The organism is Prauserella sediminis (assembly GCF_014195435.1).
In the GTDB taxonomy this organism is placed as follows: Bacteria; Actinomycetota; Actinomycetes; order Mycobacteriales; family Pseudonocardiaceae; genus Prauserella; species Prauserella salsuginis.
Map to the genome: position 1 here is coordinate 290360 of NZ_JACIBS010000002.1, position 12597 is coordinate 302956.

General features: G+C 71.9%; 13 protein-coding genes. 5 read left to right on the forward strand and 8 right to left on the reverse strand.

Annotated features, from left to right (window positions below):
• Positions 1-139 precede the first annotated feature (139 nt).
• Positions 140-1393 carry a DNA polymerase IV gene (locus tag FB384_RS19720; RefSeq protein WP_183786204.1) on the reverse strand — a complete coding sequence of 418 codons (1254 nt, stop codon included), beginning with the start codon at positions 1391-1393 and terminating at the stop codon, positions 140-142.
• A 58-nt stretch (positions 1394-1451) separates the two neighbouring features.
• Positions 1452-2213 (reverse strand): class I SAM-dependent methyltransferase, encoded by a 762-nt coding sequence (locus tag FB384_RS19725; RefSeq protein WP_183786206.1) that lies wholly within the window; start codon positions 2211-2213, stop codon positions 1452-1454.
• A 157-nt stretch (positions 2214-2370) separates the two neighbouring features.
• Here FB384_RS19725 and FB384_RS19730 point away from each other — a divergent pair, with 157 nt between their 5' ends.
• From FB384_RS19730 to FB384_RS19740, 3 genes are all read left to right on the forward strand, one after another.
• Positions 2371-3216, forward strand: coding sequence for a ParA family protein (locus FB384_RS19730; protein WP_183786208.1), 846 nt, complete (start codon positions 2371-2373; stop codon positions 3214-3216).
• A 3-nt stretch (positions 3217-3219) separates the two neighbouring features.
• Complete coding sequence (locus FB384_RS19735; RefSeq protein WP_183786210.1) at positions 3220-4065, forward strand: DNA-formamidopyrimidine glycosylase family protein; 846 nt, start codon at positions 3220-3222, stop codon at positions 4063-4065.
• Positions 4066-4893: 828 nt separating this feature from the next.
• On the forward strand, positions 4894-5943 hold the full coding sequence (locus FB384_RS19740) for a quinone-dependent dihydroorotate dehydrogenase (RefSeq protein WP_183786212.1): 1050 nt from the start codon (positions 4894-4896) through the stop codon (positions 5941-5943).
• A gap of 45 nt (positions 5944-5988) precedes the next feature.
• Here FB384_RS19740 and pspM read toward each other — a convergent pair whose 3' ends face one another.
• The 6 genes from pspM to rimO form a co-directional block, all read right to left on the reverse strand.
• Positions 5989-6966, reverse strand: coding sequence for a phage shock envelope stress response protein PspM (gene pspM, locus FB384_RS19745; RefSeq protein WP_183786214.1), 978 nt, complete (start codon positions 6964-6966; stop codon positions 5989-5991).
• A 45-nt stretch (positions 6967-7011) separates the two neighbouring features.
• Entirely contained in the window at positions 7012-7878 is an 867-nt protein-coding gene (locus FB384_RS19750; RefSeq protein WP_183786216.1) for a PspA/IM30 family protein, read from the reverse strand.
• A gap of 202 nt (positions 7879-8080) precedes the next feature.
• Positions 8081-8563, reverse strand: a complete 483-nt coding sequence (locus FB384_RS19755; protein ID WP_183786218.1) for a helix-turn-helix domain-containing protein — start codon at positions 8561-8563, stop codon at positions 8081-8083.
• A gap of 189 nt (positions 8564-8752) precedes the next feature.
• Positions 8753-9229, reverse strand: coding sequence for a CinA family protein (locus tag FB384_RS19760; protein ID WP_323985323.1), 477 nt, complete (start codon positions 9227-9229; stop codon positions 8753-8755).
• A 31-nt stretch (positions 9230-9260) separates the two neighbouring features.
• The gene (gene pgsA / locus FB384_RS19765) at positions 9261-9929 is read right to left on the reverse strand and encodes a CDP-diacylglycerol--glycerol-3-phosphate 3-phosphatidyltransferase (RefSeq protein ID WP_183786220.1); all 669 of its coding nucleotides are present in this window, start codon (positions 9927-9929) and stop codon (positions 9261-9263) included.
• A complete protein-coding gene (gene rimO, locus FB384_RS19770; RefSeq protein ID WP_183786222.1) occupies positions 9926-11377 on the reverse strand; it encodes a 30S ribosomal protein S12 methylthiotransferase RimO in 1452 nt (483 codons plus the stop codon). Before rimO ends, pgsA begins: the two co-directional genes overlap by 4 nt.
• A 64-nt stretch (positions 11378-11441) precedes the next feature.
• Between rimO and FB384_RS19775 the strand changes: the two genes are divergently transcribed.
• Positions 11442-11939 carry an amino-acid N-acetyltransferase gene (locus FB384_RS19775; RefSeq protein WP_183786224.1) on the forward strand — a complete coding sequence of 166 codons (498 nt, stop codon included), beginning with the start codon at positions 11442-11444 and terminating at the stop codon, positions 11937-11939.
• Between the two features lie 195 nt (positions 11940-12134).
• Positions 12135-12575: a phospholipase gene (locus FB384_RS19780; RefSeq protein WP_183786226.1), complete on the forward strand. Its 441-nt coding sequence runs from the start codon at positions 12135-12137 to the stop codon at positions 12573-12575.
• The last annotated feature ends 22 nt before the right edge of the window (positions 12576-12597 follow it).

The following is a 12597-nucleotide window of genomic DNA, read 5'->3' on the forward strand; positions in this document are numbered from 1 at the left end:
CCTGACAGCCCCGGTCGGGGTGTCAGACTCCAGGATACGAGCACCGCGCGTCGGCGACTACCCGATCTCCCCTTCCAGCCGCAGTGTTTCCTGCGGCGACCTCCGGCCGTCGCCGGACGGGCACGGAACGCGACCGACATCACCTCTCATCGGGTGACAACAGGGACGCCGGCCGCACGGCCCCGGCCCCGAATCGCGATCGTGCGTCGTCGGCCGCGACCTCGGCATCGCGCCACCGGGGCTCGGGCGCGTCAAAACTGAGCTGTTCCGCGGCGTCGCCGGCCGTCAGGCCTTCGACCCGTACCCCCACGAGGCGCACCGCCACGCCGGACGCGGCCTCACGCAACAGTTCGGTCGCGGTGGCGTGGATCTCGCGGGCCACGTCGGTGGCGGCAGGCAGCGTGCGGGCCCGAGTGATCGTACGGAAGTCGGAGAACCGCAGCTTCAGCGACACCGTCCTGCCCTTCAGCCCCTTCCGGCGCAGCGTCGCGGCGACCCGCTGGGCCAACCGCAGCAGCTCCCGCTCACACGTCCCACGATCGTGGACATCGGCGTCGAAGGTGTGCTCGGCACCGACCGACTTCTCCTCCGACTCCGGCACCACCGTGCGGTCGTCATGACCGTGGGCCAGCGCATGCAGGTGCTCGCCCGCCGCGGCGCCGACGCTGCGGCGGAGGCGGTCCACCGGCGCGGCCGCGACGTCGGCGATCGTGGCGTAACCGTGGCTGCGGAGCGCCTCCTCGGTGCGCCTGCCGACACCCCACAGGGCCGACACCGGCAGCGGGTGCAGGAACGCCAGGGTCTCCGCGGCGGGCACGACGACCATGCCGTCGGGTTTCGCCATCCCGGATGCGAGCTTGGCGACGAACTTCGCCCTCCCGACACCGACCGAGCAGGTGATGCCGTGGTCGGCGGCCACCCGCTCGCGGATCCGCGCCCCGATGTCGGCCGGTGTCGCCTGCAGCCTGCGCAGCGCACCGCTCACGTCGAGGAACGCCTCGTCGAGGCTGAGCGGTTCCACCAGCGGCGTGATCCCGCGGAACAGGGCCATGACACCGTCCGAGACCTCGCGGTAGGCGTCCCGGCTGGGCGGCAACCACACCGCGTCCGGGCACAGCTTCCGCGCCGCCGCGGCGGGCATCGCCGAGCGCACGCCGTAGCGCCGCGCCTCGTACGTGGCCGACAGCACCACCGACCGCGGGCCCGCACCGGCCACGACGACGGGCCTGCCGACGAGCTCGGGGCGGCTGCGCAACTCGACCGCCGCGTAGAAGGCGTCCATGTCGACATGCAGCACCCCGCACCCGGTGTCGTCCGGCGACGCCTCGCGCGGGGTGCCGGTGCGCACCAGGAACCGCTCGTGCCCGCCGGGCAGCTGCGCATTACGTCCCACGGCGCCAGACTAGCGGCCGCCACCGACGATCCCGGCAGTCACGGCGCGGCCGGAGACCTCAGCCGGGCCGGCGTGCCAGGACGTGCAGCCTGCTCGCGATGTCCCGCAGCGGCGGGGTCACGGCGGCCAGGTCCTCGAACTCGGTGATCTCCCGCTCCCTGGCGGCGTCCGCGCCGTCGTCGCCGGCATCGAGCTGGTGGACCACGTCGGCGACCACGCCGTCGCCCTGCATCAACGCCACGGCCAGGCCCGCGCCGCCGAGCAGCATTTCCAGGCCGGAGGTGTCGAACCGGCGCAGCACCGTCTCCGAATCGCCCGACAGCACGCCGTCCGGCGCGGTGAGCAGGGCCGTGGCCTCGGAGAGCCGGCCGGCCAGTGCGCGGTGCAGCACCGCGGCGTGACGGTTCGCCACGAGCACCGACACGGCGCCGCCGCGTGCGGTCACCGCCGCGAAGGCACGCACCGCGGCGGCCGGATCGTCGACCACCTCGAGCAGACCGTGGGCCAGCACCAGGTCGGCGGACCCCTCCGGCACCCGGTGGGCCAGCCCGTCGACGTCGTCGGCCACCACGGTGATCCGTTCGTCCGCACCCACCTCGCGGGCCCGGCGGCGGAGTGTGGCGACGGCATCCGGATTCGGCTCGACGACCGTCACGTCACAGCCCTGCCCGGCCAGCGGGACCGCCCAGCCGCCGGTGCCACCGCCGACGTCGATCACCCGCGGCCTGCCGGACCTTCGCTCGCGCGCCTGCGCCAGTTCGTCCACCAGCACTCGCCGTACGGCCGGGGATCCGTGGCCGGCCGCGTACTCCGTTCGCATGGGCGCCCAGCGTAGTCACGGCGGTCCGGGCCCGCGCGCCCCGCCACCGGGACACGCCGCCGACGACGCCCCGCGGCCGACCGCCACCCGAGTGAGGGATCTCCCCCGTGATCGCGGCGCCACCCCGTGACACTCCGCGAGCCGATACGCTGGGCGCGTGCATACGGTCGCGGTACTGAGTCTCAAGGGAGGCGTGGGCAAGACGACGGTCGCCCTCGGGCTGGCCTCCGCCGCGCTGCGCCGGGGCGCCCGCACGCTGGTCGCGGACCTGGACCCGCAGGGCAACGCCACGGCCACCCTCAACCCGCCGATGACGACGGCCTCCCTGACCGCGGTGCTGGACACGCCACGCGACGCGGTCATCGCCGATGCACTCGCCCCCAGCAGCTGGAGTCCCGAACTGGACGTCCTCGTCAGCTCCGAGGACCTGGAGCTGCTCAACGAGCCCGGCCCCGACAGCAGGCGGCTGGACAACCTCGCCCGCGCGCTCGAGCAGCTCCGCGCCCGGCCACAGGGCGAACGGCCGTACGAGGTGGCGATCCTCGACTGCCCGCCGTCACTGGGCAGGCTCACCCGGTCGGCACTGCTGGCCGCCGACACGGCTCTGCTGGTGACCGAGCCCACCATGTACGCCGTGTCGGGAGCCGAGCGCGCGTTCGAGGCGATCGAGGCCGTCCGGCAAGGCCCGAACCCGCGGTTGCAGTCGGCGGGCGTCCTGGTGAACCGGATGCGCCCGCGCTCGTACGAACACCACTACCGCGTGGAAGAACTACGGGAGACGTTCGGCCGGTCCGTCATGCCCACGGCCATCCCCGACCGGCTCGCGATCCAACAGGCCCAGGGCGCCTGTCTGCCGATCCACGAGTGGAAATCCCCCGGCGCACACGAGATCGGGCTGACGTTCAACATGGTGCTGGCCAAGATCCTGCGCTCCAGCCGCGCGGGCCGGCACCGCCTCCCCGGTGCGGCCGACGACCCCTCCGCCCAGCCCGACTCGGCGTGAACCGTGCCCGAGGGCGACACCGTCTTCCTCACCGGCGCGCTGGTCGGCCGCGCACTGACCGGGCGCACACTGACGAGAACGGATTTCCGCGTCCCGTCCCTGGCTACCGCCGACCTCGCCGGATCCGAGTTCGCCGGCGTGCGCACGGTGGGCAAGCACCTGTTCTTCCGGTTCCGCGGCGTACCCCACGGCTCCCGCCGCCGCGCCGACGGCGCCGGCCGTGAGCTGAGCCTGCACAGCCACCTGCGCATGGACGGTGCCTGGCGCACGTACCCCTCCGGCCGCCGTTGGGGCGTACCCGCCCATCAGGTGCGCGTCGTGCTGGCCGCCGGCGACGTCGAAACCGTCGGCGTGCGAGTGCACGACCTGGCACTGCTGTCCACATCGGACGAGCATCGCTGGGTCGGCCGACTCGGCCCCGACCTGCTCGATCCGGAATGGACCGACGACCACACCGCACGCGCCGTCGCCGCACTGACCGCCGACCCCGGACGCGAGATCGGCAGCGCCCTGCTCGACCAGACCGCAGTGGCCGGCATCGGGAACCTGTACAAGGTCGAGATCTGCTTCCGGTTGGGCGTCACACCGTGGACCCCGGTGTCCGATGTAGACGTAGCCGCCGCCGTCGCCCTGGCACGGCGGCTGTTGCGCGCCAATGCGACACGCTGGGAACAGAGCACCACCGGCGACCTCGCCCGAGGCAGGCGCACCTGGGTGTACGAACGCACCCGCCAGGGCTGTTTCCGCTGCGGCGGCCCCGTCCGGGTGGCCGACCAGGGCGCCGGCATCGAACGCCGACCGACCTGGTTCTGCCCGCGATGCCAACACGGCCCCGTACCGCACCGCTGACTCCCGCGCCTCCCCTCGCGACCCGCGCCTCCCCTGGTGACCGGCGCCTTCCTTGGTGACCGGCGCCTTCCTTGATGACACCGCGCCATGTCCGGTCACACCGAACCGTGGGGGCACGCGAAGGCTCGGGGGGGTCAGCGCGTCCCGTGACGGCGCGGCTCCCCGTAGCACCGGAACCGGCCGCCGGCGAGCCGTGTCCACGCGCCGCCGGAAAAACACGTTGCCGGACACGACCGCACGCGCCTAGCGTGGCGGGTACACGAGAAAGGAGGTGGTCCGACAGTGAAGAACTACAGGGCTCGTGAGGTGGCCGTCCGCTAGGACGGTATGCGGACCACCGCGTGCCGCCCGGCGAATACCAGGCGGTCACCGGCCCCCGATGCTCCCGAGGACCGGTCCACCACGGGCCCGGACGGCTGACGACGTCCGGGAGTCGCATCGGGGGTTTCCCCATTCCGCACCCGCCGACCGAGATCGGCGAGTGGCTCCGCCCGCGGCACCGGGAAACCCCGGCCGACGCACCGGGGGCTGCCCGGCTTGGCCGTGTCCCACCAGCATCTTTCTGTGTCCCACGGCCTCCGCTGTGTCCCACGGCCTCCGCTGTGTCCCACAGCTCTGCTGGGCGGCAACGGCCGCTGCTGCGCGCCGCGCTGCTGCACCCCGGCTCAGCCGTGTCCGGCCGGCTTCGCCGTGTTTCCGTGTCCCGGACCTGCTGTACCCCTGCGCCCTGCCACCGTACCGGTGACCTACGGCCGTCCCTGTGCTCTCCGCCGCTCCCGGCGGCCCGGCGCGGGCGGCCCGCGCACACATGCGGCACCATGAACAGCCGTGCTCTTCGACAGTCTGCTCCGGCCCGCGTTGTATCGGCTGCACGGCGGCGACGCCGAGCAGGTACACGAACGCACCGTTCGTGCGCTCGGCCTGCTGAGTTCCGCGCCCGCCCCGGTCCGGGCGGCACTGCGGCGCACCTACGCGGCCGACACGCCGGTCACCGCCTTCGGAGTTCGGTTTCCCGGCCGCGTCGGGCTGGCCGCGGGCATGGACAAGGACGGGCGGGCACTGCACGCCTGGCCCGCGCTCGGGTTCTCGTTCGTCGAGGTCGGCACCGTCACCGGACGTGCCCAGCCGGGCAATCCCCGGCCGCGACTGTTCACGCTCCCCGCGAGCGACGCGGTGATCAACCGCATGGGCTTCAACAACGCGGGCGCCGAGGCACTCGCGGCGCGGCTGGCCCGTGACGGCACACCGGACGTCCCGCTGGGGATCAGCATCGGCAAGTCGAAGGTCACGCCGATCGACGAGGCCGTGGCCGATTACGAGACGTCCCTGCGCGCCCTGCACCCGTTCGCCGACTACGTCGCGATCAACGTCAGTTCGCCCAACACGCCGGGCCTGCGCAGCCTGCAGGACCGCGATTCCCTCACCGAGATCCTCGCCGCACTGCGCGATCTCGCCCCCACGACGCCGTTGCTGGTGAAGGTCGCGCCCGATCTGACCGACGCCGCGCTGGGAGAACTGTTGCAGGTGTGCACCGACCACGGCGTCGCCGGGGTCATCGCCACCAACACCACGCTCGGCCGCGACGGCCTGGCGGACGCCGACGCCGCGGCAGCGGCCGAGACCGGCGGGCTCTCCGGCAGCCCGCTCACGCGGCGAGCCCGCGAGGTGGTGCGATTCGTCCACACGCGCACCGGCGGCGCGCTGCCGATCATCGGGGTCGGCGGGATCGGCGGGCCGGCCGACGCCGAGGCGATGCTCGACGCGGGCGCCGCGTTGGTGCAGCTGTACACGGCACTGGCGTTGCACGGCCCGTCGGTGGTGCGCTCCATCAACCGGAGTCTCGCCGCGGAGCACGCACGGTGGCGAGACGTGCACTGAGTCCGCGGTCGGGCGCGGCCTCCGGCGCCGGAGCGCCGGGTTCGCTCAGGACAGCTCGCGCAACGCAACGGCGAGACCGGCGAGCCGGTCGGTCGCGTCGGTGAGTGCATCCTTCGCCGGGCTCGCGCCGTCGCTGCTCGCCGCGACGGCCCTGCCGGCCGCGGCGACGAGCGCGCCGTACCCCTCGAGGCCCTCGTCGAGCTGCTCGCGCAGTGCCGTCACCGCCGAGTCCAGGCCGTCCCGTTCCCGTGCCGGCGCGGCGTCCCGCGCGCGTTCGATCGATTCGAGACGAGCCGCGAGCCCCCGCAGCGCCGCCGAGGCGTCCATCGCCGTGGCCCGCGCATCCTCGACGTCGAAGCCGGTCGCGCCCGAGGGCGCACCGTGCTGCGGTGTGGCCAGCTGGTCGAGCAGGTCCGTGAGCGTCCGCTCGCTGTCGACGAGCTTCTCCATCGGCGCCCGCGCAGCCGAACCGGTGGGCGGCAACATCGACGCCGGATCGGGCCGCGGCGGTTCGACCTTGCCGAGTCTGCGCAGTTTCGTACCGGACGACACGGCCAGTGCGCCGAACACGACCGTGCCGGCCGCACCGGTCAGGGCACCTTCGACGCCCTCGTACGCCCCGATGACGCCGAAGTACCCGGCGACCGCCCACAGCACGGCCAGCAGCGTCAGCATCGCCCACAACGTGAAGGCTCGGCGCGTCCAGCGCACCCGCCGGGCGTGTTTGGCTTCGGGAGAGTTCCAGGCGGCGAGCTTGTCACGGACGTCGGTGACGACCGTGAGGTCCACCTTCGGGCGCGGCGCGGGTGGCCCGCCGGTGCGCGCACCGTCGGACCTTCCGGTCCGGTCACCGTCCCGATCCGACGCGCGGTCCGCACTGCCGGATGCCCGCTGGTCCTCCGGCGGCAGGTACTTCTGAACCTTCTCCTGGGCCTTCTGCGCGTAGTCGGGCAGTCGTTCAACGTGCTTACCGAGCTTCGCCGTCAGCTCGCTGAAATCTCGTCTGCCCGACTTCCCCGCCATGACCGCCTCCCGGAAAGCTCGTGAACCGGCCCGATCCGGCCGCTATCAGGCCTGGTTCTTCTGCTGTTCGGCCTGCACGCGCTGCTGGATCTCCTTCTGGATGTCCGAACCGGTGGCTGCAGGCTGCGCGGCGCCCGCCGACGACGTACCGGACGTGGTGGCACCGTCGGTCACCTCGCCTGCCACGGCCCCGCCGCCCATCGACGCACGGATCTGTTCCAGCCGGTTGTGCCCGGCGAGCTGCGTCGTCGAATGCTGGACCTCCATCATGCGGCCCTGCACCGAGTTCTGCGCCAGCTCGGCCGATCCTACGGCCGTGGTGTACCGCTTCTCGATCTTGTCACGGACCTCTTCCAGCGACGGCGTGTTGCCCGGGGCGGCCAGCTCGGTCATCTGGTTCAGGGACGCGGAGACCTGCTCCTGCATCTTGGCCTGCTCGAGCTGCGACATCAGCTTGGTGCGCTCGGCCAGCTTCTGCTGCAGCATGCTGGCGTTGCGCTCGACGGCCTGCTTCGCCTGGTCGGCGGCCTGCAGCGCCTGGTCGTGCAGCGTCTTGAGGTCCTCGATGCTCTGCTCGGCGGTGACCAGCTGGGCGGCGAAACCCTCCGCGGCCGTCTCGTACTCCTGCGCCTTCTGCTCGTCACCGCGGGCGCGGGCCTCCTCGGCCAGCGTGAGCGCCTGACGGGTCGACGACTGCAGCTTCTCCACCTCGCCGAGCTGGCGGTTCAGCTTCATCTCCAGCTGCCGCTGGTTACCGATCACCGAGGCGGCCTGCTGCGACAGCTGCTGGTGGTTGCGCTGCGCCTCCTCGATGGCCTGCTGGATCTGCACCTTCGGGTCGGCGTTCTCATCGACCTTCGCCGAAAACGCCGCCATCAGGTACTTCCATGCCTTCACGAAAGGGTTGGCCATCTTTCCGCCTGCCTTCTCCACGTCCCACGGGCTTACTGGTCCGGTGTTGTCACCGCTGGCCGTCGACCTGGCAACGTGCAACCCCCGGTGTTGGGTTCCATCGTGTCAGGTCGACCGCGGTCGTTCCACAAGACCCCGAAGGATTTCGGGGTTTTCACCGGCCTCCACCGAACGAACGGATGATCTCGGCAGGTGATCGGACTCAGGCCACCAGCGCGGCCTTCGCCTCGGGCTGATGGATCGTCGTGCGCAGCACCGGCGACAGCTGGAGGTCGGTCAGCTCGTCGCCGACGGGGCCCGTCACGAGCGAACCGCCCTCGAACCCCTCACGGCCGCTCGCGGCGCTCGCGTGCGCCTCGCCGACGTCGACCCCTCGGTCGGCCGGTGCGTCCGTGCCGTCGACAGCGGGTTCGACGGGCCCGTCCACGCCCCCGACGGTGTCCACGCTGTCCAGCGCGGAGACGTCACCGGCGACGCTGACCAGCAGATCCGACAGGGGAAGATCCAGAGCCTCGCAGATCGAGGCGAGCAGCTCGCTGGACGCCTCCTTCTGCCCGCGTTCGACTTCGGACAGGTATCCCAGGCTCACCCTCGCGACGCGCGAGATGTCACGCAGCGTCCGCTGCCTCGTGGTCCGGGCATGGCGGAGCCGGTCACCGATCGCCTCACGTAGCAGCACGGTCATCACGCGCCTCCCTTCAACCACCGCCCACGGTACCGACCGGGACCGACACCGCACAGTGATTAGCGCGGCCCGTCCGCCATCGGCGAACGACCGGCCACCCGGACCGGGCGTCACCACGACGTCGGCGACGATCGTCGGCATCCGCACCCGGAACGTCCGGGCGGGCTGTGTCCAGGTACAACGCCGGCATCAGCCCAGTTGTTCCGCGAGCAGGAGGAGAACCCCGCCGACCGCACCGGTACGCACCGCGTCGCGGTCCCCCGCGAGCTGCAACGTCCGGGCGTGGCGGCCGTCAGGACCACACACGGAGACGTGCACCGTTCCCGGAGCCACCCCGTCCTGGGCCGCCGGACCTGCGACACCGGTCAGTCCGAGCCCCCAATCGGCTCCGCACCGCCGCCGCGCCCCGGCCGCCAACTGCGCCGCCACCTCGGGATGCACCGCGCCCTCGGCCTCCAGCAACGACGCCGACACACCGGCCAGCTCGTGCTTGAGTTCCGTCGCGTACACGACCAGGCCGCCCCGCAACACCGCGCTCGAGCCCGGCACCTCGGCCAGGGTCGCGCACACCAGGCCCGCCGTCAGTGACTCGGCCGCGGCGACCGTCTGCCCCGCATCTGTCAACAGCTCGACGACCCGCCGCGACAGTCCGCCCTGCTCCGTCACGAACGCCTGCCGATCACCACACACCCGCCGGTCACGAGTCCCCTCCCGAGGTGCTCGCGCGCAGGCGCAGCGCACGCACGACGTAGTCGAGGCCGGTCGCGACCGTCAGCACCAGTGCCGCGACCAGCACCGCCCAGCTCACCACGTCCAATACCGCAGGCAACGGCAGCAGGAACAGCCCGATGGCGACGACCTGGGCAAGGGTCTTGGCCTTGCCGCCGCGGCTCGCCGGGATCACCCCGCGCCGGATCACCCAGAATCGCAGCAGGGTGACACCCAGTTCCCTGACGGCGATCACGATCGTCACCCACCACGGCAGCTCGCCGAGCATGCTCAGCCCGACCAGTGCGGCACCGATCAGCGCCTTGTCGGCGATCGGATCGGCGATCTTGCCGAAATCGGTGATGAGGTCGTACTTGCGGGCGACCCAGCCGTCGACGTTGTCGGTGAGCGCCGCGAGCGCGAACAGCGCCGCCGCGACGTACCGCCACATCTCACCGCTGTCGCCCTCGGCCTCGCCGGCGCTGCTCGCGAACAGGGCGACGACGAACAGCGGCACCAGCACCAGCCGCGAGATCGTCAGCAGGTTGGCGATGTTCAACGTGGGCACCGGCACCGTGCTCGGCTGCGCAGCCCCGTCGGCCGGACCGGAACCGCCCGCAGCCCCCGAGGCACCGTCGCCTCCGGCTGCGCCGGTCACGGCGCTGCGTCCTCACCGCCGGCAGGCCCTGCCGGGCGCACGATCAGATCGACACCGGCCGTGTCGACCACCTCGCAGCGGATCAGCTCACCCCGCTCGACACTCCCTGCGCCGAGCACGACGCACTCGCCGTCGACCTCGGGTGCCTGGTGGGCGGCGCGCCCGGTGACCTCGTCCTCGGAGTCGTCGCCCGACTGTTCGACGAGCACGTCGACGACGGTGCCGATCCGGTCCTCCGCCCGCTGGGCCGTCAGCTCCTCGACCAGTGCCGATATCCGCGCGACGCGCTCGGCGATCACGTCCTCGTCGAGTTTGCCGTCGTAGCCCTCGGCCTCGGTGCCGTCCTCGTCGGAGTACCCGAACACCCCGACGGCGTCCAGGCGAGCTCCCGTCAGGAAGCGCTCCAGTTCGGCCACGTCGTCCTCGGTCTCGCCGGGGAATCCCACGATGACGTTGGTGCGGATGCCCGCCTCGGGTGCGTACTCGCGAATCTGGTCCACCAGCGCCAGGAACGAGTCGGTGGACCCGAACCGCCGCATCCGCCGCAGTACGGACTCGCTGGAATGCTGGAACGACAGGTCGAAGTAGTCGGCGACACCCGGTGTCGTGGCGATCGCCCTGACCAGGTCGGGACGTGTCTCGGCGGGCTGCAGGTACGACACGCGCACGCGCTCGATGCCCTCGACACCGGCCAGCCGCGGCAGCAGCGCCTCCAACGCCCGCGTGCCGCCCAACTCACGCCCGAGATCCTTGCCGTAGGACGTCGAGTTCTCGCTGACCAGGAACAGTTCGCGCGCGCCCTGTGTGGCCAGCCATGCGGCCTCGGCCACGATCTCGTCGGGGTGACGGGAGACGAACGAACCCCGGAACGACGGGATCGCGCAGAACGAGCACCGACGGTCACATCCGGAGGCGATCTTCAGCGACGCGACCGGCGCGTCGTCGAGCCGCGAGCGCAGCACACGGGGACCCCAGCCAGTGTGGCCGGGCACCGCGACGTCCTCGGCCGCGGCGGGCCGTTCGACGGGACTGATCGGCAGCAGCTTCCTGCGGTCCGCCGGCGTGTGCGAGGCGACCTGCTTGCCCGCGGCGACGTCGTCGAGCCGCTCGGCGAGGTTCGCGTAATGGTCGAAGCCCAGTACCGCGTCGGCTTCCGGCAGGCTCTCGGCGAGCTGCTCGCCGTAACGTTCCGCCATGCAGCCGACGGCCACGACCTTCGCACCCGTGTCGGACGCGGCCAGCAGCGTGTCCACCGAATCCTTCTTCGCCGACTCGACGAAGCCGCACGTGTTGACCACGACGACGTCGCTGCCCTCTGGATCGCCCGCCAGTTCCCAGCCTCCCGCGGCGAGTCGCCCCGCGAGTTCCTCGGAGTCGACCTCGTTACGGGAGCAGCCCAGGGTCAGCAGGGACACCCTGCGGCCGGGCGAGGAATCTGCGGAAGACATCTCGACAAGAGTAACGACCAGGCCATCGACGTGTCCGCGCAACCCGGCCGCTAGCGTTTGTGCGGTGGAGTCACCGATCATTCGCCGTGCCCGTATCGCCGATGTCGCCGAGATCAAACGCCTCGTCGACGCGGACGCGGGCAAGGTGCTCCTCGAGAAGGACCTGGTCACGCTCTACGAGGCCGTGCAGGAATTCTGGGTCGCCGAGCTGGATGGCGAGGTCGTCGGCTGCGGCGCCCTGCACGTGCTGTGGGAGGACCTCGCCGAGATCCGCACCGTGGCGGTCGATCGCGCCGCCCGCGGCCACGGCATCGGGCACGCGCTGGTGTCGGCGCTGATCGACCTCGCGCGCAGACTCGGCCTGCCCCGCCTGTTCGTGCTGACGTTCGAGACCGACTTCTTCAGCAGGCACGGCTTCCGCGCCATCGACGGCGCACCCGTCCCCGAGGAGGTCTACGAGGAGATGCGCCGCTCCCCCGACACGGGTGTCGCCGAGTTCCTCGACCTGCCGTTCGTCAAGCCCAACACCCTCGGCAACACCCGCATGCTCCTCGAACTCTGACCCCACGGCGCAGGACCCCGCGCCGAACGCTGCCGTCGGTCGCCGCGGCGGCCCCAGGACGTGTGGGGATGACGCTCCGTCACCGGATACGTAGCCGAACGTTCACCGTCCGTCCCACCGAGAGCGGTAGTGGTCCATACCACTTCCCGCGACACTGTTCCTCGCTGTCACCCGCGACCGTGAGGAGCACCCGGTATGACCTCCGCGTCCCTGAAACGCGCCCTGCGCGGCGTCGTCGCCTCGTCCGCCGTCGCGGCGGCCGTCGTCGTCGGAGCACCCGCCGCCCAGGCGATGGACGCCCCCGCGATCACCGACCAGTACCTGTTCGACACCTCACTGTCGCAGTTCGGCGCGATCCGCGCCCAGCAGCCCTACCCCGACCAGCTCGACTGGTCGTCCGACGCCTGTTCCTGGTCACCCGACCGGCCGCTGGGCTACGACTTCACCCCGGCCTGTCACCGCCACGACTTCGGCTACCGCAACTACAAGCGACAGGGCCGGTTCACCGAGGCCGCGCGGCTGCGGATCGACGACAACTTCTACACCGACATGCGGCACCAGTGCGGCGGCGCGTCGGCGTGCAACGCGGCGGCCTGGACCTACTACCAGGCGGTCCGCCAGTTCGGCGCGAGCTGACACTCGCGGCCGCACGCGCGCC